The organism is Roseivirga seohaensis subsp. aquiponti (assembly GCF_001267955.1).
GTDB lineage: Bacteria > Bacteroidota > Bacteroidia > Cytophagales > Cyclobacteriaceae > Roseivirga > Roseivirga seohaensis.
In genome coordinates, this window is sequence record NZ_JSVA01000016.1 from 16,477 (window position 1) to 38,416 (window position 21,940).

Consider the following 21,940-nt stretch of genomic DNA (forward strand, 5'->3'; position numbering starts at 1 on the left):
TTGTTTGTTTTACCTTATTCTTGAAATCTTGGTTTGAACCGTTTTTAAAGGTCGTACTTTTTTTTCTTTCGTTCAAAGCTTAAAGCATCTACTTCAATTTCACCAACTCAGCATTTATATCTATCAGTAAGCTATCGCATTTAACGGAAGTTAAACGGTAAATCGCTTCTCTTTCTTTAAGTAGGTTGGTATAGCTTCCAATCATGTTTCTCACCTTATTATTTTTTAAAGGCTTATCATCAAGAATCTCGTTTTGACCAAATTGAGCAGTCCCAAACTGAATATTTTCAATCATATAGGGATAGATTTGCCCATTGACCAAGTCATGAATAAAATCATCGGCTTTGGCAATTTCGTCATAATGAAAATTGTATAAATCTGTAATAGACGCCCTCAGCTTATAATTACTGATCAAATCTAAAGAGCCAGAATTGACGAGGGAATGATAAGTTCCATCTTTTGCATTGAAATAAGGTGCTGAATAAGTACTTGTGATGTGGCCATATTTTAAATCTTCTAAAGGCCCACTCGCATAAACATAGCGCATCAGGAAATCGATGTTACGATTAAGCACTTTGGATGAATCCATAATATGTTTCAACTCTATATTATCATTGGTAATATCATCCCTTAACGAAGTCAAATAATTAATTTGACTCTCTCGGTCACGCCTTTTTTCGGCCCAATTCTCCATTGCAAAGGCAATCGTTATGCCGATAACCACCACCAAGAGTTCGATAAAATGATTGCGCCAGTTGATTTTACTTTTAGCCATAAAACAATATTTACAACTGAAAGTAGCTAAAAACAAAAGAACCACAAAGCGCTGGCCTTGTGGTTCTATAATCAGAATGTTTTTGTTTTTTATTCTATTACTGAGCCCATGTCAGAGAACTTCTCAATACGTAAATCAATACGCTCATTCGCATCCATGGTGCTTAACGCTTTAAGTTCTTCCAGAATATTCTTTTTAAGTTCGTTACACATCCACGGAATATTTCGGTGTGCTCCGCCAAGCGGTTCTTTTATAATTCCGTCAATTAAACCAAAGCCCTTCATGTCTTGAGCGGTAAGTTTCAACGCCTCGGCAGCTTGCTCTTTATAGTCCCAGCTTCTCCATAAAATAGAAGAACATGATTCTGGAGAAATAACAGAGTACCAAGTATTTTCTAACATCAAAACTCTATCACCTATGGCAATTCCCAAAGCTCCACCCGAAGCACCTTCACCAATAATAATGCAGATGACAGGCACTTTAAGCATAAACATATCTCTGATATTCCTAGCAATAGCTTCGCCTTGACCTCGCTCTTCTGCCTCGAAACCTGGATATGCGCCAGGAGTGTCAATCAAAGTAACAATGGGAATATTAAATTTCTCGGCCATCTTCATTAAGCGAAGTGCTTTTCTATAGCCTTCGGGGTTGGCCATACCGAAATTACGCATCTGGCGTTGTTTGGTATTTCTACCTTTTTGTTGGCCAATAAACATTACTGTTTGACCATCAACGGTACCCAAACCGCCCACCATTGCTTTATCATCTTTCACCGTTCGGTCGCCAAACAGTTCGATAAAGTCATCGGTAATACTATATATATAATCCAGTGTATAAGGTCTATCTGGATGACGGGAAAGTTGTACTCTCTGCCATCTGGTTAGGTTCTTATAAGTTTCCTCCTTGAGGGTTTGGATTTTCTTTTCTAGAGATTTTATGTCCTCGCTCACGTTGACCTTACTGTTTTCAGCAAGCTCTTTCATTTCAGCAAGTTTCTCTTCAAGTCTGACAATTGGTTGTTCGAATTCCAAAAGCATTAGTTTAGTTGATTCAATGTACAAATTTAATATATAAACCCATGCCCACCTTATAAGAGAATGAAAATTTCGATGAAGGCAGGTCAATTCTTCATTTTTATGTACTTTTCGGTAAATCCCGTAATATGCTTCCCGATAACAATATTGTAACGATTAAAAACATACTGTTACTTTTTATGGGCATCGTCATAGTGCTCGTAATCAAAGAATTATCTGCACTTCTAATTCCATTGACCTTTGCCATTTTCATAGGCATTTTGCTACAGCCTGTTATTGCTTATCTGGACAGAAAAGGTTGGCCCTACATGCTAAGCATTACGGTAATAACGGTACTTACTTTAGGTTTTGTATTTCTTGTCGGCTTAATCGTGTTCGATACGGGCTTACAAATTGTAGATCAGAAAGATAAACTCTTAACGCAGATTGGAAATAAGCTTAATAGCTTAGTGATTCAATTCGAGAGTATTCCGGGCTTTTCGGCCCTAAAAGAGCGCGATTTCACCGAAACTTTATACCAAATTCTTTCTCCTGAAATGATGCTAAACACCTCGGGAATGGTAGCCACTGAAGTGGGAAATTTCGTATTCAACCTTGTGCTTTCAGCCATTTATTTGGTGGCGGTTTTGGGCAGTATTGTTAAGTATGAAAAATACATCAGCTATTTAGAGGGAGATGATGACATTGGAAAACAACGTTTACTCAAGGCTTTTGTAGAAATTAAAGATGCTGTGGCCAGTTATATGAAAGTGAAGTTTTTCACCAGTTTAAGCACGGGGGCTTTCTTTGGAATTATTTGCTGGAGCTTTGGAGTGGACTTCGCGCTATTCTGGGGTTTTTTGGCTTTTATGCTCAATTTTATTCCTACTGTTGGGTCAATTATGGCCACCATCCCTCCTGTACTGTTAGGCCTTATTCAGATAGACAATGGTTCCAATTATCTGTTTTTCATTTTGCTTCTGATTGCCACACAGTTTGTTTGGGGTAATGTTGTAGAACCGCTTATGATGGGCTCTAAAGTGGCCTTGAATACCGTAGCCGTTATTTTAGGGCTTGTAATCTGGGGGTATATTTGGGGAATTGCCGGAATGCTATTGTCTGTGCCTTTAATTGTATTGGCCAGAGTAATATTGGCTCAAATTCCAGATGCCGACCTTATTGTAAAACTGATGGGACGAAGTCAGCTTGATGCTGACGAGACGGATTAATTTTTTCAGCTTACAATTAAAGTCAACCTATATAAAAATAGATTAGCATTGATTTATCAGTAATACTAAGTTTAAAACAATAATTATGAAAAGTCATTTACTCATTCTTACTGTGGTTTCAATTCTTTTTCCTTCCTGTAATGATCAAGAAGGCAGAATACGCAAAATTGATTTTAAAACGGAGTATAAATTTAATTCAGAAATCGAAAATGAGCTAAATGAAAGTTCTGAGCCATGGAAGTATCAAGTTTCGGCATCAGACTATGCCACTAAGGGAGATTATACAAATGCTCTAAAGCAATGGAATTTAGCAATGGGAGCCAGAGAAAGAAATTTTCCTCAAAGCCAAATAGACTCCATAAATGATAAATATAGGAAGGTAAATGCGATAGACTTCATCGTTGAGCAATCAAAACAAACCCAAGTAGTAATAATCAACGAAGCTCATCATAATTCTCACCATAGGGTTTTCACAAAGTCATTACTGAGAAAATTATTTGATCAAGGCTATTCAAATCTAGGGCTTGAGGCATTATCTTATAAAGACAACCTGGATTCGTTAAATCATATTAGAAAATACCCAATCCAAAAGACTGGCTACTATATAAAAGACCCACAATTTGGCAACCTGCTAAGAGAAGCGATTGAAATTGGTTATACGATTTTCCCATATGAAACCATAAATAGTGAGGCAGATGGAAAACCTCGGGAAATTGATCAAGCAAGGAATATTCAAGAAGTAATAGACTCAAAACCCAACGAAAAGTTCTTGATTCATTGTGGGTTTGACCATGTTTTAGAAGGCACTCATATTTCTTGGGAAAAAGCCATGGCTGCTCGCCTAGCAGAGTATACAGGAATTGATCCATTAACGATTAATCAAGTTGCATACTCGGAAAAAGGTGTTCCGAAATATAATGACCCGCTTTTAAAAGCTCTAGCGGTAAAAGAATCTTCTGTAATTCTTGATCAAAATAATAAACCTTACAAATATGAGCGTGGGGAAGCATATACAGACATAGCTGTTTTTCACCCGAACACTGAATACATTAATAATAGACCAAGTTGGTTGTTTGAAAATGAGAATCAAAATGTAACAATAGCACTAAAGGATCTTGAAATGAAGTTCCCTGTAATGGTTTTGGCATTTAAAAATGGGGAAGACATTAATAACGCAATACCAATTGATATAACTGAAATTGAAAGTAAAACTGATACTTGTACATTAGGACTCAAAAAAGGAGATTATTCGATAGTGGTTACAAATGGCAAAGAGTCTATTCAAATTCAAAAACAAGTGAATTAAACTTTAAAAGAACAGTCCTTCTAAATCAGAATCAACAAATGAAAAAGAAATCACTTATACTCATTGTTGCGGGCATGTCTGTTATTGTTGCTAGTCAATTCATAACACACTTTGTTTCTACATCAGACTTTCTGGGTGGAGCTCTTTTAGGCATTGGTATTGGTATAATATTTTTGGGCTTAGTTCGACTAAAACCTAAGTCTGCCAAGTAAAACTTAGCAGTCATATTATTCTGAAGCTCCCAAAAGCTAAAAACTGAAGATCGCCTATTTCTTCGTTTTCAAATCCCCCCCTTTATAAAGCCTATAAATCAAAACGGCTGCTCTTTTCGACTGCTTTGGCAAAGCACGAAGGTCTCCAGTTTCATTGATGGTATGATCGTCAGCGCCTGACATTCCCATGGCATCAATTCCCATTTCGATATGACCTGCAGTAAAGGAAATATCAGCTGCACCTGCATCGGCAGGGTTTACTGCTGTTACTTCTCCAAAACCCAAATCTTGACTCACCTTGCTGAACAAGTTCATGAGTTGATAATTTCCTTCGGTTGGTGCAAAAGGCGGATAACCTTCAGCAAAAGTGATTGTAGCGTTGGTGCCTGGAAGATGATTGGCCACAATTCGCTTCATGGTTTCTTGGGTTCTTGTAATTTGTTCTGGCGTTAAGGCACGAATATCGCCAGTGACCGTTACATCTTTCGACACTACATTATTCTTTCCAAAAGCGGTTCCAGTATTTTCCGACTTGTTGTAACTCACTTCAGTTCCACCTGCAATCATTCCAGGATTGAAGGTTAAATATTCTTCTCCTGCTAACTCATCATAAAACTGATAGAGAATTCTAGAGGCTTCGTAAATGGCACCCGCTCCTACTTTTGGCTTAAAAATTTGTGAGGAATGCGAGGCATTACCCGTTACTGTTAATGTCCATCCAGAAGAACTTCTTCTGGCTACGTTTACTGTGGCAGGGTTTCCGTCTCCGTTTTCAAAACCCAAAGCTACATCTGCCCATTTTGCTGCATCGATCAATGCCTTTTTAGATTCAGAAAGGGGACTTCCTGAAAGTTCTTCATCGCCTGTCATCACTACGGTAATGTTCATCTCCTTCAACAAACCAACACTGTGCAAAGCCGCCAGCGATTGAAGGATAATTACATCGCCACCTTTCATGTCGGCAATGCCCGGGCCTTTGATGGCGTTTTCATCTACTTGAGACCATTTCTGATTCGGACTGTCGGGTTCGAAAACGGTATCTAAATGACCGATCATTAAAATCTTCTTTCCTTTTCCACCTTCAATACGCGCTACTAAATGGCCAGCACGATTGAATGACGATCCATCTACCCATTCTACTTCCATACCCAGCGCCTTGAACTTTTCCATCAAGACATCGCCTACCTGACGCACCCCTTCAAAATTCATGGTGCCGCTATTGATGTTGATCAACTCTTTCAGTAGGTTCAAGTATTCATCATTATGAGTATCGACATACTGAATTAGTTTCTTTTCGGTTTTATCAGTTTGTGCCGTTAATGGCGAAGCAATGATGAGTGCAACTAAAGCAAACAGAATAGATATTTTTCGCATTGTATATTTTTTACGATCGTTGTTTAAAAGGAAGGTGTTGTTAGCGTAAAAACTGAGCTTACGGCCTGTCCTTTTTTCAAAATTGAAATTAAGAAAGATTATCGAGATGACGCATTGGTTGTAGTTTGTCTTAACAATTCAGCGGATAAATGGTATATGTTGAAAAGTAATTTAGTGAATTAAAAAAAGTCCGCTCAAGAAAAATATCTTTATCATTGCGGAAAATCTGGATAAGGCATGGCAAAAAGGAAGGCAGCAGTTTCAAGTAGAGGTACATCTAAAAAGAAAACCACTTCGGGAAGAAAAGGGAAATCAGGAGGTTTTAGCCTTTGGAAATTCTCTTTAGGGCTTATCATCCTTATCGCCTTGGGCTATGGCTATCTGGCTATTAAAGAAGAAAAGCTAATTCCTTCGTTTTTTGATGAAGAAGTAACTCCAGTTTTATCACCTGAAGAACTTGATTCTAAACAGGAAATTCCAAAAACAGAAAAAAACCCTCCTACAAAGCAGGAAGAAAGTAAAGTAGATTTTGATACTTACGACCTCTACTTCACCAAAGCCTTTGATTTTGCGTGGCCAGCTTATGAAACATCGCAGGCCATAATAGAAAGACCTTATTACACTTTGCGTTATAGCGAAGAACATGAGCAAGCTGTATGGGTTGCCTACACCCTATTTGCCGATAGTTTAAAACAAACCACCTTTGAAAGAAAAGATGATTTTAGAGAAGACAGTAGAGTAAAAACAGGCTCAGCTAGCTTAAATGATTACAAAGGAAGTGGTTATGACCGAGGCCATTTAGCACCAGCAGCCGATTTTTCCTATAGTGAATTTGCCTTGAGCCAGTCCTTTTTTATGAGCAATATGAGTCCGCAAGACCCATCTTTTAATCGCGGAATTTGGAAAAAACTAGAAGACCGAGTAAGAACTTGGGCGATTGAAAACGATCAGATTTATGTAGTTACAGGTCCTGTATTGAATAAGAAATACAGAACCATAGGTTCGAACCAAGTTTCTGTACCTGAATATTACTACAAGATTATTCTGGACATGAGAAAACCAGAAATTAAAGCCATTGCCTTCTTAATGAAGAATGAAGCAAGTTCAGCACCACTTTCGTCATTCGTAGTCACTATAGACAGTGTTGAACAACTGACTGGGTTAGACTTTTTTCCGGGCATTTCAGACGAACTGGAAAACGCTCTAGAAAGTAGTTTAATGACTTCGAAATGGTTTTAACCTGAATAATTTCAAAATTAACGGCAGTGCTTTGCCAATGCCTCAGAAGCCTCAGAAGAACCTAAAGCTTTAGATCGAGTAAAATCCTGACAAGCCGTTTTAGTCTGATTTAGAGCAATCTTTAGTGCTCCTCTGTAAAGGAATGCTTCAGCGTTGTCATTATCAAAGTTAATGGCCTGATTGTAGTTTTCCATGGCTTTCTCAAAGTCGCCTTTTTGATGATAGCTTCGGCCTCTGAGCATGTACGCATCAGAACGCAAACCATCCAACTCTATCACTTTATCAAAAAATATGATCGCTTTGTTGAATTCCTTTTGATTGTACCAGAGCTTACCCATGCTTAAATTGGCATTCAGATTATCTCCATCAACATCTAAAACAGCTGTAAAATCAGCTTTAGCCTTTTCTAACTGCTTTAATTCTTCATATGCCCTTCCACGATTATAAAGAGATTTAATATCTTTTGGATTGGTTTTAAGATATTCAGAGTAAGCCTCAACCGCCTCTTTAAAATTCCCTTCATTGTATAGCTGATCTCCCTTTCTAGTAACATCATCATTACAAGAAAACAAGAAAACAATTAGAACTAAAACCAAAAGAGATAAGCGATTTTTCATTGAATACGATATAAATGATTTTAAAGAATGAATCCGTTTCAGACAATGTCTAAGATTGATTCAGCCAATAATGGTTTAAAGGCTGCAAAAGTATTTGTTTAAACCGAATACAACAATGTTTTTAACAGAAGAAGGGCCTTCGGGCCCTTCTTTAGGTAGCGTGAAAGCACTCTACCCAACCATAATATGGTCAACTCAAAACAACACTTGTTATTACACAAAGCTGATACCAAAAAATAAACCACTGAAATTCAGTGGTTTATTTATTTAACTCTGTTGATTTTTTTCTCAGTACGAGAAATATATTCTCATTTTTACACAGCAACATTATTTTCGCGTAAAGCTTCGTTTAAAGAAGTTTTTTTATCTGTGCTCTCCTTTCTCTTACCAATAATCAAAGCTGCAGGCACATTATAGGTTCCTGCAGGAAACTCTTTTGCATAAGAGCCTGGAATTACCACAGACCTTTCAGGTACATACCCTTTATACTCTACTGGTTTTTCGCCTGTTACATCTATAATTTTAGAGCTTCCGGTTAAGGTAACGTTTGCGCCTAAAACAGCCTCTTTACCAACTCTCACCCCTTCTACTACAATACATCGTGAGCCAATAAAGGCGCCATCTTCAATAATTACTGGTGCGGCCTGAACAGGCTCTAGAACCCCTCCTATACCAACTCCACCACTTAAGTGTACGTCTTTACCAATTTGGGCACAACTGCCCACTGTAGCCCAAGTATCAACCATAGTACCCGCATCTACATATGCTCCAATATTCACATAAGAAGGCATCATCACCACACCGCTGCTAATGTATGCACCATAGCGAGCTACAGCATGTGGTACTACGCGGATTCCCTTGCTTGCATAGCCAGTTTTCAACCTTATTTTATCATGAAATTCGAATGGACCAACTTCAATTGTTTGCATTTTTTGTAATGGAAAATACAGAATCACTGCTTTCTTAATCCATTCATTCACTTGCCAGCCATCTGCAGTCGGTTCAGCGACTCTTATATCGCCACGATCAAGATCTTCGATCACCGTTTTTACGGCCAAAACCGTCTGTTTCTCTTTTAATAATTCTCGGTTGTCCCAAGCCGCTTCAATGATCTTCTTTAATGCCTCCATTAGTAATTAGAAATTTTCAATAAATTCGAATGTTCATGAACAAGACCAAACTTCTAATTGCTTCTGCTTTAAAGCCCATTGACGATTCTCGCATGTACGAGAAGTTTGGTATTTCATTGGCGAAAACAAACGAATATGAGGTTAATATCATAGGCTTTACTTCAAAAAATACGTTAACTCACAATTCAATTCACTTTTTCCCACACGGACCTTTCGGAAGAATGTCTTTCGATAGAGTTAAAAACCCGTTCAAAACCTTTAAAATTTATATTAAAGTAAAGCCTAAAATAATAATATGTAATACCCATGAATTACTGATAGTTACATCTATATACAAAATATTATTTGGTGGTCGAATCATCTATGATTTGAGAGAAAACTATGTGAAAAACATTCGGAACACTAACGTTTTCAATCCTATACTCAGACCTTTTATTGCAGCTTATGTGAGAGTAATAGAGTTAATCACTAAACCTTTTTTTGATGGTTTTATCATGGCAGAAAGAATTTACACTGAACAACTAAGCTTTGTTCCTCGATATAAATCCATCGTGATTGAAAACAAGTTTATGCCTGTTGAAGTAACTGAGCATAAGTTAAAAACCAATTCAGAAAACACTGTTTTGCTATATTCAGGGACGATTTCAGCATCGAACGGAGTATTTGATGCCATTAAAATTACTGATGAGCTTCATAAGCTTGATTCAAACATAAGGCTGCGGATTATAGGCTACTGTGCTCTCAAAAAAGACCTTAGAGAACTTCAGGAAGCCATTTCGGACAAAGACTACATAGAGTTAATTGGAGGCGACTTCCTTGTTCCCCACCAACAGATTATTCAAGAAATCAAAATCGCAGACTTTGGCTTTGTGCTCAAAAAACCAAACAATGGTATAAATGATGACAAAATACTGACGCGCCTATTTGAATACTCCGCCAATAAGCTTCCTATGCTTCTTTTGAACAACCCTACTTGGGTTAAATTCTGTAATGAATTCAATGCTGCCATACCAATAAACCCTAATTATTTCAACCCTATTGAGATACTGGCTTTAATTAAGAATACTAACTTCTATACCCAAGGAAATACCAAATCTAGTTTATGGGAAAGTGAAGAATCTAAACTACTCGATTTCATAGCTCAATTTCGCGATTAAAATTTTTAGATTAATCGAAATAATAATTTCGAAAAATACAACCCCCTGTAAATAAGTTATAAACACACGTCTTTATTAAATTTAGTTAGTACATAAATTTTTATTAGATCAATCTAAATGCTATATTTGCGCTATAACCAGCCCTTACCTATAGCCACAAACACTCCTATGTTAAGCTTTGTAGAAGAGAATTATTTAAAGGCCATTTACCATCTTTCAGAAGCTGGGAAGCGTCCAGTGAACACCAACGCATTGGCAGAAGAAATGAAAACGGCTCCCGCTTCCGTAAGCGACATGATTAAGCGACTCTCTGAAAAGAGAATGGTGGATTATCAAAAATACCGAGGTGTAAATATTTCGGAAAAGGGAAAGATTAAAGCACTGCATGTCATTCGGCAACACAGAATTTGGAAAGTGTTTTTAGTAGAAAAACTCAACTTTCAATGGGATCAATTGGACGAAGTGGCCGAACAGTTAGAGCACATCAAATCTCCCCTACTCTTTCAGCGACTAGATGAGTTTTTGGGATTCCCTAAATTCGATCCGCATGGTGACCCAATTCCTGATGAAAATGGTCAGCTGATAGAAAAGCGTAAAGACCCAATAGCTCAACTTCCAGTAGGTACTGCTGGTATTGTGGTAGGTGTTAATGGATCGAGTGCTTCGTTTTTAAAGTATTTAGATAAAGTGGGAATTTCCATCGGTACAAGATTACAGATTGTGGACAGAATGGAGTTTGACGGCTCTGTAGACATAACTATTGACGGTAAGAAAACGATTACTATTTCCCCCACCGTTGCGGAGAACATCTTACTTTCAGAAGCTTGATTAACGTACAATTGATAAAGAGATCATTTCGAAGAAAAAACGGAAATGAAACTCACTGTTGAACAGACACTCAAACATAGTTATTTGCTAAATCTATTCACAACATACTATAGAAGATAGAGAGGTTGCCGAAAGAGATTGTTTTGAAGTCAACTTGAGCATACCTAATTATCAAATTACATTACCTTTGCCCTATGCGCGCACTAGCTCAAAATGAAGACACCATTATTGCATTGGCTACACCACAAGGCGTGGGTGCCATTGGCGTAATCCGTTTATCTGGAAAAGAAGCCATAAGCATTACCAATGCGGTTTTTAAGGGAAAAGACCTTACAAAACAAGAATCGCATACGATTCATTTTGGCACAATCCGCGATGGCGAGAAGATTCTTGATGAAGTGCTTGTCTCGCTTTTCATTGCGCCAAAATCCTTCACCAAAGAGAACGTAATTGAGATTTCTTGCCACGGATCGAGTTATATTATACGCCAGATTATTCAGTTGTTAATCCGTAAAGGGGCGCGACCAGCCAAACCGGGAGAGTTCACCAAACGCGCCTTTATGCACGGCCAATTTGATTTGGCGCAAGCCGAAGCCGTAGCCGACTTGATCAATGCAGATTCGGAAGCGGCCCACCAAACTGCTCTTAGCCAAATGCGTGGTGGTTTTTCTGATGAAATTAAACGGTTGCGCGAAGAGCTGATTCACTTTGCATCCATGATTGAGCTTGAACTCGATTTTGGGGAAGAAGATGTAGAATTCGCCAGCCGCGAGGATTTAACAAACTTGGTCAACCGACTTCTGAAAGTGATCAATGCGCTGATTCAAAGTTTTGATTTGGGCAACGTGATCAAAAACGGTGTACCGACCGTGATTGCAGGTAAACCCAATGCCGGCAAGTCTACCCTACTGAATGCCCTACTGAACGAAGAAAAAGCCATTGTCTCTGACATTGCAGGTACCACTCGTGATTTTATTGAAGACGAAATCATTATTGGTGGCATCGCTTTCCGCTTTATTGACACGGCTGGTTTACGTGAAACTACCGATGTTATTGAAGCCATGGGCGTAGAGCGTACACAAGCGAAGATGAAAACTGCCTCGCTGATCATCTATCTTTTCGATTTGGCAGATACATCTATTGTGGAAGTGAACAAAGAAATTAACCTACTTGAAAACGCTGGCGTGCCCTTTTTAAAGCTCGCCAATAAACTCGACAAAGCTGACCCCACTTTTATTGAAACACTTCAAGGGCAGCATCCCGATATGATGTTTCTTTCGGCCAAAGACCCTGAGCAAGTAGAAAAATTGAAAGAGCGCATCCTCGAACTCGTCAACCTCGATAAGTTCAAAAAAGGCGATACCGTAGTCACCAACATCCGTCATTACGATTCGCTACTTCAGACCAAAAATGCTTTAACTGCTGTTATCGAAGGCATAGACAATCAAGTGACTAATGATTTTGTCGCCATGGACATTCGCCAAAGCCTACATTACCTTGGTGAGATCACAGGAGAAATCACTACCGATGATTTATTAGCGAATATTTTCAGCAAGTTCTGTATCGGGAAGTAAGTTACTTTCCTTTCATACGCTAAACCATTCTTTTTCTATCATTTAGGCTGTTTTTCCTTCCTTTGTTTGTTGCTAATTGTCCCTTTTTTTCCGTATATTTGTTGCTAATCAGTTGTTACTAGAAACAAGTTTGTTGGTAGCAACAGATTTTTTGAGCAATGGCGAGATGATGTTACATCAGGATACATACTGATACAATCAGATACATCCAGTGACAGAAACAAGCCCACAAAAGGAAACACGTGAGCAGCAACATTGAAATACCTAAAGTTTGCCAGGATTGCGGAAAGTCCTTCATCGCCAAAACTACAGTAACCAAATTCTGTAGCCACAAGTGCGCTGCGAGGAATTACAAGAAACGCAAACGGGAAGGCAAGATTCAGGAAGTCGCCCCTATCGTTGTACAACGAATAGAGTACAACCACGAGCAGCTGAAGTACAAAGACTTCCTGAGCATTGACGAAACCTGCAAACTGATAGGTGCAAGTCGTATGACCCTTTATCGCCAGATAAAGGACGGCAAAATCCAGGCTGCAAAGATTGGAAGGCGCACAATCATCAAGAGAACCGAAATCGATAAACTGTTTCAGGCATGAAAGTAACACTCAGACAAAGGAACCAGGGCGGAAAGACCAGCCTTTACCTTGATTACTACAACAAGGGCAAACGCAAAACAGAATACCTAAACCTCTACTTAGAGCCAAACCCCAAAACAAAGGAGCAAAAGGAAATCAATAAGAAGACCCAGCAATTGGCTGAAACCATCCGGGCGCAACGGCAAATTGAGATCCAAAACGGTACTTATGGCTTTCGAGATAATGAGAAGCTGAAAGGAAGCTTTACCGCTTATCTGCAGTTGCTGGCCAACAAACGACAAGATAGTGCAGGAAATTACGGTAATTGGGATAGCATGATCAAACACTTTAAAAAGTTCATGCCGCAGGATATTTCATTTGAATTTGTGAACCGTCAGTTTGTCCAGGACTTCAAAGAATTTCTCGATAAGAAAGCCATTGGCCATGGTGCCAAAAAGCTTTCCCAAAATTCTAAATATTCATACTTCAACAAATTCAGGGCAGCACTAAAACAAGCGGTAAAGGATGGCATCATTCCAACCAATCCTTCCGAAGGTGTAGAAGCTTTCAAGCAAGGAGAACCGGAAAGAGAGTTTTTGACACTGGAAGAGCTGCAAGCAGCAGCGAACACAGAATGTGAAATCGAGCAACTAAAAACAGCATTCATTTTTTCCTGCCTTACCGGATTGCGCTGGTCAGATATAAATAAACTTGTATGGTCCGAAGTGCAACATTCAAATGATCGGGGCTACTACATCCGATTCAGACAGAAGAAAACCAAAGGCGCGGAAACACTCCCAATCTCAGAACAAGCCGTTGGCTTGCTTGGCGAACGCCAAGACAAAGACGAGAGAGTATTTAAAGGATTAAAATACTCGGCATGGCACAATCTGAAATTGCAGCAATGGATGATGAAGGCAGGAATATCTAAAACGATAACCTTTCATTGCGCCCGACATACTTATGCCACATTACAGCTTACAGCCGGAACAGACATTTACACCGTTTCAAAGCTCTTAGGCCATAGAGAACTGAAAACAACCCAGGTCTATGCGAAAATCATTGACGACAAGAAAAAAGAGGCAGCCAATAAAATCAAACTTGACCTATGAGCAATCAAACCAAAATACTTGACGACATTCTCTACCAGGGGCTTCGCCCTTGGTTAGAGAAAAACAGCGTGGACGAAAAGTTTGCTCCAAAGTTCCGTTCCCTGAAAGAAGCCTCCACTGATTATCTATTCCGGTATGAAATCAAATTTGAAAGGCCATTTGACAACAAAACCAAGTACTACTCAAAGCTGATTCTAAACACCCTCAAAACGGACGTTGAAAGGCTCTACAACCTCATCAGTGAAGATGATACTGAAAACCTCATCCGCTATTGGCTGGAAGATACTTTGAACAAGCGTTTAAAGACTCGTTTAAAGGACATTGGAAAGCTGATTAAAGAGAAGGAATTTGATTTGACATTCATAGATCCCAATAAAGCTTCCATTGAGTTTGACCAGGCACACAAAGCCAACACCTATATCATTCAATTGCTAAAGCTTGCATACATGCAGCTTTACCTCGAAATCCAAGATGCTTTCAGTACTTGGATTGATGATAAGTTGGTGATAGAGGATTTTTACACCCAGCTACTACTTGAACCAATACCGCAAAAAGTTTTTTTGACCGAGATTCAAATCATTGAAGTTGAAGCCAAGGACGAACCAACTAAAAAGTCCCACCCCGAACCAACAGTAAATTCATTTCATTCATTTACCTACAAGCAATTCAGCACAAGTCCAGACAAGCTTACTGATTTATGCGACAGTCTCAAAAAGAACAATTTCATTAGCAAAGAAACTCAGCTATCCAATTTCAGAAAGATCTTTTCAGGAGACGAAATTAAAACACCTGTTATCTGGACAGGAAATGTAAGTGAGTTCTATTACTTCATAAAATTACTTTACACTAAACACAAGCTGGTTGCAGACCTAAAGCAAAATCAATGGAAAGTTGCTTGCAAATGCTTTATTAAAACTGATGGCTCATTCTTCGAATATGAAGGTCTCAGGAAAAATCAAGCTCCCAAGTCAACAGGCCATTTATTGGAATCCGCTATTTCATTGCTGAAATAAGCCGCTCGACACTTTACTCCTATTATCTTTTTTCTGTTTTTGTTTAGCCCTCTTTTTCAAAAAAAGCGGGCTATTCTTTTTTTCAGCCCACTCGACACTCGACACTCGACACTCCCCCTGCTATTCGGCACTCATAATGCCCTATTAGCCACTCTAATTTAGCACTGTATTCGGGAATCGAATATGGCTTTACCGGTGAAGTCCATTCATTAATTCTTAACACAATTAAAGATGGACGAAATAATTGAACGTCTTGAAAATCTCCAACGCCTAATTGAGAGCCAGGGGATTTACACAAAGGAAGTTTTAAACTTCAATGAAGCTTGCCAGTATCTGGAGCTTTCCCAATCTCACTTGTACAAGTTGACAAGTGCAGGGAGCATTCCGCACTACAAGCCCAATGGAAAGAAGCTCTATTTCAAAAGAAGCGAGTTGGAAAGCTGGTTGCTGCGCAATCGCAATTCCACTCAGGAAGAAATAGACCAAAGGGCAGCGGATTACCTAATCAAGAAAGGGAGGGTGAAGCTATGAACGAGATAATGGATATGATCTTGACGCTAACTCAAGACATTAAAACAGTCAAAGCCTACCTCCTCAACTTCCACAAATCACGCTTGGAGCAATTCAGCGAAGAATGGATTGATGGACAGGTAGTGATGCAAACGCTTCACATCAGCAAAAGAACCCTCCAATCCCTTCGGGATAGTGGGGTTCTTCCCTACAGCCGAATCAATGGCAAATTCTACTACAAGGTTTCTGATATAGAAGCCTTGCTGGAATCCAATTACTCACCTTCAAAATCAAAGCACTATGGAGGTAAGTAGAAAAGCCATTCTCGACAAAACGCACTACGGCTTGAATATCTACGCCTATGTGCTGCGACAGTACTATCCGGGTGAAACAGTCCTTTCCCTTTCGGGAAGGGACTGCAAACCTGCGAAGAACCCATTCAATGCAGACAAGCCTACATTGTTGGTAAAGGTTGTTGACGGTTGTGCTACACACACCGATTCAGAAGAAGCCATTGCACAAGGCAATGTCTTTGATTTCGCTGCACTACATTTCAGCCTCGAAGGGCAAGCCCTTCTCGACAAGCTGAATGAAGACCTGCATTTGCGCATCGGTAAGCAACAAGGTTTTTACGCTCAGGCAGATTCGCAACCTGCGGTTGCTCTTCCTGAAATAGTCAAACCGGCTGCGCCAGTTTTCAGCTATTTCAATAAGCCTGTCACCAACGTAACACCAAGTCGGCAAGCCTCCTTGGTTGAGGTGTACAACCTTATCAAAGGCAATGAATTTGCTTCGTGTACAAGTACACTCCGCAACATTCCCGATCCGAAGGAAGCCAGAAAGTACAAGGCTCAAAATTTCGATTATGTGACCTTCTCAGGCACTTTCTCAAAGAGAAATGACGCAAACCTTCAAAGACATTCAGGTTTGCTCACAATCGATTTTGACCACATTCAGGACATTCCTTCACTTAAGACGGCACTACTCAACGACCATTACTTTGAAACGGAGCTACTGTTTGTATCTCCTTCAGGTGATGGCCTCAAATGGGTAATTCCAATCGACTTGACGCAGACAAAACACCAGGACTATTTCAAGGCAGTGGCAAACTACGTTTCCCACACCTACCATCTCGAAATAGACCAATCAGGGAAGGACATTTCAAGAGCCTGTTTCCTTCCACATGATTCAGAAATATTCATCAATCCTAAATACTTGTAGGACATGGAAAGAAAAACATTCAATCCGCAGGACTGGCTTAATCAGCCAACCCCGCAACCGAAAGTTACAGAGCAACAAACTTTCAATACAGATTCTCAACCAGACGAAGTAGAACGTATCATCCAAAGCATTGAGGCCAACCGAACAGATATTACCTCCACTTACAGCGATTGGGTAAATATCGGCTTTGCTTTCTCAGATGAGTTTGGCGAAAATGGCCGCACCCTGTTTCATAGGGTGAGCCAGTTTTATCCCGACTATTCCGCCCCGGAGTGCGACAAGCAATTTGACAATTGCTTAAAATCTAAAGGTCATGGCGTTTCACTGAAGACCTTTTTCTACCTCGCCAAAGATGCAGGAATTGACATTGCTCCTCCACGGACAGAAAAACAGGATCAGCGAACTATCAAAAGTGAAAAGCTGAATGGTAGTCAATCTGAATACCACCAGCCCGAAAATCAGGAACCGGAAGAAATGCCAACCTTTCCAGATTCCTTATTTCCTGAACTTCCTGAATTTCTGCAGAAGGTTGTGGCGGTTGCCACATCTAATGAGGAAAGAGATATTCTTCTCCTCGGTTCCCTCGGAGCTATCAGTGCATGTTTGACCAAAGTATCGGGCATCTATGATGGCAAACGAGTATTCCCCAATCTATTCTTGTTCATTACCGCTCAGGCATCCGCAGGTAAAGGCCGCTTGGTGCATTGTCGTCAGTTGGTTAATCCCATTCATAAAGAATTGAGGGAACAAGCCAAGCTCCACAAACAGCACTATGAATTGGAAATGGCAGAATACAACTCCAAGAAGGGAAAAGAAGACGGTATCGAGAAACCAGCCAAACCACCTGAAAAAATGCTGTTCATTCCGGCCAATAACAGTTCAACGGGAGCTTATCAGCTTTTGGGGGATAGTGATGGCAGAGGACTGATATTCGAGACCGAAGGTGATACCTTAGCCCATGCCTTCAAGAGCGATTACGGAAACTACAGTGATGGCTTTAGAAAAGCCTTTCACCATGAAACCATTTCCTATTATCGCAGAACCGACCGTGAGTTTGTGGACATTGAAAGCCCTTGTCTTTCTACTGTCCTTTCAGGAACGCCAAAACAAGTTTCGGCATTGATACCCAACGCTGAAAACGGCTTATTCAGCCGTTTCATCTTCTATTTCATGAACGTTCGTCCGGTATGGAAAAATGTATTTGCCAGTCAAACGGATAACGGATTGGACGATTACTTTGAAACCCTGGGCAATGATTTCTATGAACTCTACAAAGTCATCATGCAGGATGAACCTCGCCAGTTTCACCTTACAGCAGACCAACAGGAGCAATTCAACCATTTCTTCGGCCAGATACAGGAAAAGTACATGAACCTCCAAGGTTTGGATTACATGGCTACTATCAGGAGGTTAGGTTTGATTGCTTACCGAATCTCCATGATATTCTCCGCTTTGCGGATCATGGAAACAGGTGACACTTCCAAGAAGCTGATTTGTGAGGAAAGGGATTTTCAAGCTTCGCTTGCAATGGTCAAAGTACTGGTGAAGCATTCAAGCAAAGTGTTTGGAGAACTTCCACAAGAAGAGCCTAAGCCAACTCGCATGAATAAGAAGGAGAAGTTCCTGTATGCCCTGCCACATACCTTCAACCGACAGAAGTACCTCGAAGTAGCAAAAGCAATGAGCATTCCGGCAAAGACAGCCGAAGGCTACATTGCCAACTTTGGGAAATCAGGCCTTATCCACCATGAGGCACACGATCAGTATATAAACACCTCACTTGAGGAAACTCAGGATTCTAAGGAAACTAAGGACGAATAATCCTTAGTTTCCTCTATTTCCTCAAAATCCTGAATCTTAAAAATCCAGTCTATAGTATTTTTTATTTCTTTTGTTTTCCTATATTAGCCAAATATTGACAAGTCATAAATTAACAGGTCATGCACTTTGGTGAGAGGATAAGAGAGCTGCGAGAAAGCCAGGGGCTTTTGCAGCGACAATTGGCAGCCGATCTTGAGATAGACACTCCCATGTTTAGCAAGATTGAGCGTGGAGAGCGGAAGGCGAAGCGTGAACAAGTAGAGCAGTTGGCAGAACTACTCCACACGGATAAAACGCAGCTGCTTTCGCTTTGGTTAGCAAACCAAATTTTTGATTTTGTGAAGGATGAGGCATTCGCCTCAGATTCCCTTCGCTTAGTAATTGACTGGATTAAAAACACTGAGAAATAAATGAGCATGGACGGCAAATCTTTGAATATTACGGAAGACCTTATCTCGAAATTGAAGGAAATCATTCCGGGTGCCTTTACCGAGGACAAAATCAATGTGGAGCAACTCAAGCAAGTCTTAGGGGAAAGCATTAGTACAGATACAGATCGTTATCAACTTACTTGGGCAGGCAAAAACGAAGCTTATAAGGTTCTTCAAATACCTACAACTGAAACATTGGCTCCAAACTTTAATGGTTCAGTCAATTGGGATGATGCTGAAAATATCTTTATCGAAGGAGAGAACCTCAAGGTTCTTAAAGCATTGCAAAAATCTTATTACGGTAAAGTAAAGTTTATTTCAATAGATCCACCGTATAACACGGGTTCAGATAGTTTTATTTATCCAGACAATTTCTCGGAAACTAAAGAAGAGTACCTCAAAAAGCTTGGGGAGAAGGATGAGGAAGGTTACATGACAAGAGAAGGTCTATTTCGGCCTAATCGAAAAGAGAATGGCCAATTTCACTCAAATTGGCTTTCCATGATGCTACCACGGCTATTTTTAGCGAGAAACTTACTCAAGGAAGATGGGGCTATATTGATTCATATAGACGAGCATGAGCAAGCCAACCTTTCACTCTTATTAAATGAAATTTTTGGAGAGGATAATTTGATTGGTAATATTATTTGGGATAAAGGCAATCCCAAGGGTGACGCAATGGGTATTGCATATCAGCATGAATCAATTCTGGTTTATGCTAAAAACAAAGAAAAATTTCTTTCCGAAACAGATTTATCACGAAAGAAAAAGAATGCTGAAAGGATGCTCAAAAAGGCATCAGAACTATACAAGCTGCTTAATACTATTGACATTCCTGCGGAAGTTAAGAAAGTCCATAAAGAATTTAATCTGCCGGATGAAATCTTGACCAAAGCCAAACGTAAATTCACTTTAGAGGAAATTAATTCACAATTTAATACTTGGATAAAAAAGCAAGGATTATCTGGCGGTGAAGCTGCCTATAATAAGATTGATGAAAACGGAAACGTATACAGGCTGGTTTCAATGGCATGGCCAAATAAAAAGAAAGCACCAGATGATTATTTTGTTCCATTAATTCATCCAGTAACCAATAAAGCTTGCCCACTCCCTCAAAGAGGTTGGCGGTTCCCTACTTCTACAATGAAAGAGTTGTTGGATAAAGGAGAAATAGTCTTTGGAGCCGACCATACAGTTCAACCACAACGGAAGTATTTATTGAAGGAAAATATGTCTGAAAACTTACCCTCAATTCTTTTTTATGGTGGTAGTGATGACAGTTTGCTCAGAAACTTAGACTTAGAATTTGAAAATCCAAAACCAGTTGAGTTCACTAAATCACTTATTCAAGCATTTACAAAACCATACAGTTCTGATATTGTATTAGACTTTTTCGCAGGTTCTGGAACAACAGCACATGCGGTTATTGAATGCAATAAATCAGACAACGGAAATAGACGATTTATTTGTGTCCAACTTCCCGAAAAAATTGATGAAGATTCAGATATGTTCAAAAAGGGTTTTGTATCAATTGCAGAACTTACAACTGAACGTATTAAAAGAGTTTTTACGAACTCTAATGCTTCACAAGCCCAAAAACTGAATTTTAATAACAAAAAGCCAATAGGCTTCCGCAGCTTCGTTTTAACTGCCTCCAATTTTAAAATATGGAGAGGCGACATGATTTCGAGTGAAGAAGAACTTCTCAATCAAATCTCCATGTTTAACGATTCGATTAAATCAAATTCTGCCTCTATAAATATCCTATGGGAGCTTGTTTTAAAAAGTGGTCTTCCATTGACAGAAAAGATAGAGAAAGTAGAACTTGATAAATCCGAAATAATATATCTCACTGAAGGTCATCGTATGGCATTCTGTCTTGACAAGTTTACGCCTGAAATACAAGCTAAAATCATTGAATTAGCTCCTTCGGTTTTTATCTGTTTGGACTCTCTATTCAATAAGGACGATCGAAATAAAACAAACACTCAGCTTAAACTGCAAGACAACGGCATTGAGTTCAAAACACTTTGATGATATGGATTACTACAAGAGCAATGCAATATATGACCATTTGATTCAATCAAAATTACCTCACTACAAGTTCGTAGTAGGTAATGCTTGGCAACTTGTTTATGGCAATAAATCTTGCCAGCCTTTAGTATTAATTTTTGCTGTAGGCGTACCAAACTCTCAATTGCCAGAACCTCCAAGCGACCAAGAAAAAGAAGCATTCTCCCTACTTGAATATACTGGGAAAAAAGCAGGTCTAAGAGTGGGCTACATAAGGTTTGCTTTTGACATTCCGGAAATTGATTCAGTTATAACTTCAAATGGGAGCTTTAATTACACAACTGTTAATATGGACGGCCTATCGCGAATTTTTGAGTCAACAGGCCTTCCAGTATCAAGAACAGCAACCGCAAAATATCTTAATGACAAATCATCAAGTGCTTACCATAATTGGCAAAGATCAAGCTTAGGTGTTGATTTAACTGTTTCAGATATTGACTTATGGCGTCTTGACAATGATGGAAATCCCGAAATTATTTATGAATTGAAACGCTCTTACTATGATTTAGAAAGATGGAAACCATTCACTGATGACTACAGGAATTTTCAATTGCTCTCCAATCTTTGCCAAAGAGCAGGTATCAAGCTTAAAATTCTTTATAACCAAAGAATCAAAACTCCTTTTCAGGATAAGATAGATAGACTAAAAATATTCTCGGTTGATTTTTCGAAAAATCCGCCAATAGAGAATAATGGCATAATCACATTAAAGGAATTTGAAAATTTATAG

General features: G+C 39.3%; 22 protein-coding genes. 17 read left to right on the top strand and 5 right to left on the bottom strand.

Features of this window, described 5'->3' with window-relative positions; all coding sequences use genetic code 11:
• Window positions 1–88: 88 nt before the first annotated feature.
• Window positions 89–775 carry a DUF6090 family protein gene (locus OB69_RS13570; RefSeq protein ID WP_053224287.1) on the bottom strand — a complete coding sequence of 229 codons (687 nt, stop codon included), beginning with the start codon at window positions 773–775 and terminating at the stop codon, window positions 89–91.
• 89 nt (window positions 776–864) lie between these two features.
• Window positions 865–1,812, bottom strand: coding sequence for an acetyl-CoA carboxylase carboxyltransferase subunit alpha (locus OB69_RS13575; protein ID WP_053224288.1), 948 nt, complete (start codon window positions 1,810–1,812; stop codon window positions 865–867).
• Window positions 1,813–1,937: 125 nt separating this feature from the next.
• Here OB69_RS13575 and OB69_RS13580 point away from each other — a divergent pair, with 125 nt between their 5' ends.
• The 3 genes from OB69_RS13580 to OB69_RS18635 all read left to right on the top strand — a co-directional run bounded on the left by OB69_RS13580 (window position 1,938) and on the right by OB69_RS18635 (window position 4,535).
• Window positions 1,938–3,017, top strand: a complete 1,080-nt coding sequence (locus OB69_RS13580) for an AI-2E family transporter (protein WP_053224289.1) — start codon at window positions 1,938–1,940, stop codon at window positions 3,015–3,017.
• A gap of 85 nt (window positions 3,018–3,102) precedes the next feature.
• Window positions 3,103–4,323 (top strand): hypothetical protein, encoded by a 1,221-nt coding sequence (locus tag OB69_RS13585; protein WP_053224290.1) that lies wholly within the window; start codon window positions 3,103–3,105, stop codon window positions 4,321–4,323.
• Between the two features lie 38 nt (window positions 4,324–4,361).
• Window positions 4,362–4,535: a hypothetical protein gene (locus OB69_RS18635; RefSeq protein ID WP_157608583.1), complete on the top strand. Its 174-nt coding sequence runs from the start codon at window positions 4,362–4,364 to the stop codon at window positions 4,533–4,535.
• A gap of 54 nt (window positions 4,536–4,589) precedes the next feature.
• Here OB69_RS18635 and OB69_RS13590 read toward each other — a convergent pair whose 3' ends face one another.
• Window positions 4,590–5,909, bottom strand: coding sequence for a M20/M25/M40 family metallo-hydrolase (locus OB69_RS13590; RefSeq protein ID WP_053224291.1), 1,320 nt, complete (start codon window positions 5,907–5,909; stop codon window positions 4,590–4,592).
• A 237-nt stretch (window positions 5,910–6,146) separates the two neighbouring features.
• On the opposite strand from OB69_RS13590, the gene OB69_RS13595 reads away from it, so the two are divergent.
• Entirely contained in the window at window positions 6,147–7,148 is a 1,002-nt protein-coding gene (locus OB69_RS13595; RefSeq protein ID WP_053224292.1) for a DNA/RNA non-specific endonuclease, read from the top strand.
• Window positions 7,149–7,165: 17 nt separating this feature from the next.
• Here the strand turns inward: OB69_RS13595 and OB69_RS13600 are convergent, their stop codons facing one another.
• Both OB69_RS13600 and OB69_RS13605 read right to left on the bottom strand, forming a co-directional pair.
• Window positions 7,166–7,765 carry a tetratricopeptide repeat protein gene (locus tag OB69_RS13600; protein WP_053224293.1) on the bottom strand — a complete coding sequence of 200 codons (600 nt, stop codon included), beginning with the start codon at window positions 7,763–7,765 and terminating at the stop codon, window positions 7,166–7,168.
• 314 nt (window positions 7,766–8,079) lie between these two features.
• Window positions 8,080–8,895, bottom strand: a complete 816-nt coding sequence (locus tag OB69_RS13605) for a 2,3,4,5-tetrahydropyridine-2,6-dicarboxylate N-succinyltransferase (RefSeq protein WP_053224294.1) — start codon at window positions 8,893–8,895, stop codon at window positions 8,080–8,082.
• Window positions 8,896–8,930: 35 nt separating this feature from the next.
• On the opposite strand from OB69_RS13605, the gene OB69_RS13610 reads away from it, so the two are divergent.
• The 13 genes from OB69_RS13610 to OB69_RS13665 all read left to right on the top strand — a co-directional run bounded on the left by OB69_RS13610 (window position 8,931) and on the right by OB69_RS13665 (window position 21,940).
• Complete coding sequence (locus OB69_RS13610; protein ID WP_053224295.1) at window positions 8,931–10,052, top strand: glycosyltransferase family protein; 1,122 nt, start codon at window positions 8,931–8,933, stop codon at window positions 10,050–10,052.
• Window positions 10,053–10,169: 117 nt separating this feature from the next.
• Window positions 10,170–10,880, top strand: coding sequence for a metal-dependent transcriptional regulator (locus tag OB69_RS13615; protein WP_245620820.1), 711 nt, complete (start codon window positions 10,170–10,172; stop codon window positions 10,878–10,880).
• 194 nt (window positions 10,881–11,074) lie between these two features.
• Window positions 11,075–12,454: a tRNA uridine-5-carboxymethylaminomethyl(34) synthesis GTPase MnmE gene (mnmE, locus tag OB69_RS13620; protein WP_053224296.1), complete on the top strand. Its 1,380-nt coding sequence runs from the start codon at window positions 11,075–11,077 to the stop codon at window positions 12,452–12,454.
• A gap of 242 nt (window positions 12,455–12,696) precedes the next feature.
• On the top strand, window positions 12,697–13,050 hold the full coding sequence (locus OB69_RS18930) for a helix-turn-helix domain-containing protein (protein ID WP_053224297.1): 354 nt from the start codon (window positions 12,697–12,699) through the stop codon (window positions 13,048–13,050).
• Window positions 13,047–14,141 (top strand): site-specific integrase, encoded by a 1,095-nt coding sequence (locus tag OB69_RS13630; RefSeq protein WP_053224298.1) that lies wholly within the window; start codon window positions 13,047–13,049, stop codon window positions 14,139–14,141. The genes OB69_RS18930 and OB69_RS13630 overlap by 4 nt, the downstream gene beginning before the upstream one ends.
• Complete coding sequence (locus OB69_RS13635) at window positions 14,138–15,154, top strand: DUF6617 family protein (RefSeq protein ID WP_053224299.1); 1,017 nt, start codon at window positions 14,138–14,140, stop codon at window positions 15,152–15,154. Before OB69_RS13630 ends, OB69_RS13635 begins: the two co-directional genes overlap by 4 nt.
• A 231-nt stretch (window positions 15,155–15,385) precedes the next feature.
• Window positions 15,386–15,685: a helix-turn-helix domain-containing protein gene (locus OB69_RS18490; protein ID WP_073093951.1), complete on the top strand. Its 300-nt coding sequence runs from the start codon at window positions 15,386–15,388 to the stop codon at window positions 15,683–15,685.
• 125 nt (window positions 15,686–15,810) lie between these two features.
• Window positions 15,811–15,978: a helix-turn-helix domain-containing protein gene (locus OB69_RS18875; RefSeq protein ID WP_233589239.1), complete on the top strand. Its 168-nt coding sequence runs from the start codon at window positions 15,811–15,813 to the stop codon at window positions 15,976–15,978.
• Window positions 15,965–16,885, top strand: coding sequence for a BT4734/BF3469 family protein (locus OB69_RS18815; RefSeq protein ID WP_157608584.1), 921 nt, complete (start codon window positions 15,965–15,967; stop codon window positions 16,883–16,885). Before OB69_RS18875 ends, OB69_RS18815 begins: the two co-directional genes overlap by 14 nt.
• 3 nt (window positions 16,886–16,888) lie before the next feature.
• Window positions 16,889–18,706 carry a DUF3987 domain-containing protein gene (locus tag OB69_RS13650; protein WP_053224300.1) on the top strand — a complete coding sequence of 606 codons (1,818 nt, stop codon included), beginning with the start codon at window positions 16,889–16,891 and terminating at the stop codon, window positions 18,704–18,706.
• Window positions 18,707–18,825: 119 nt separating this feature from the next.
• Complete coding sequence (locus tag OB69_RS13655) at window positions 18,826–19,116, top strand: helix-turn-helix domain-containing protein (protein ID WP_053224301.1); 291 nt, start codon at window positions 18,826–18,828, stop codon at window positions 19,114–19,116.
• A 6-nt stretch (window positions 19,117–19,122) separates the two neighbouring features.
• Window positions 19,123–21,171 carry a site-specific DNA-methyltransferase gene (locus tag OB69_RS13660; RefSeq protein ID WP_185096912.1) on the top strand — a complete coding sequence of 683 codons (2,049 nt, stop codon included), beginning with the start codon at window positions 19,123–19,125 and terminating at the stop codon, window positions 21,169–21,171.
• A gap of 4 nt (window positions 21,172–21,175) precedes the next feature.
• Complete coding sequence (locus tag OB69_RS13665; RefSeq protein WP_053224303.1) at window positions 21,176–21,940, top strand: hypothetical protein; 765 nt, start codon at window positions 21,176–21,178, stop codon at window positions 21,938–21,940.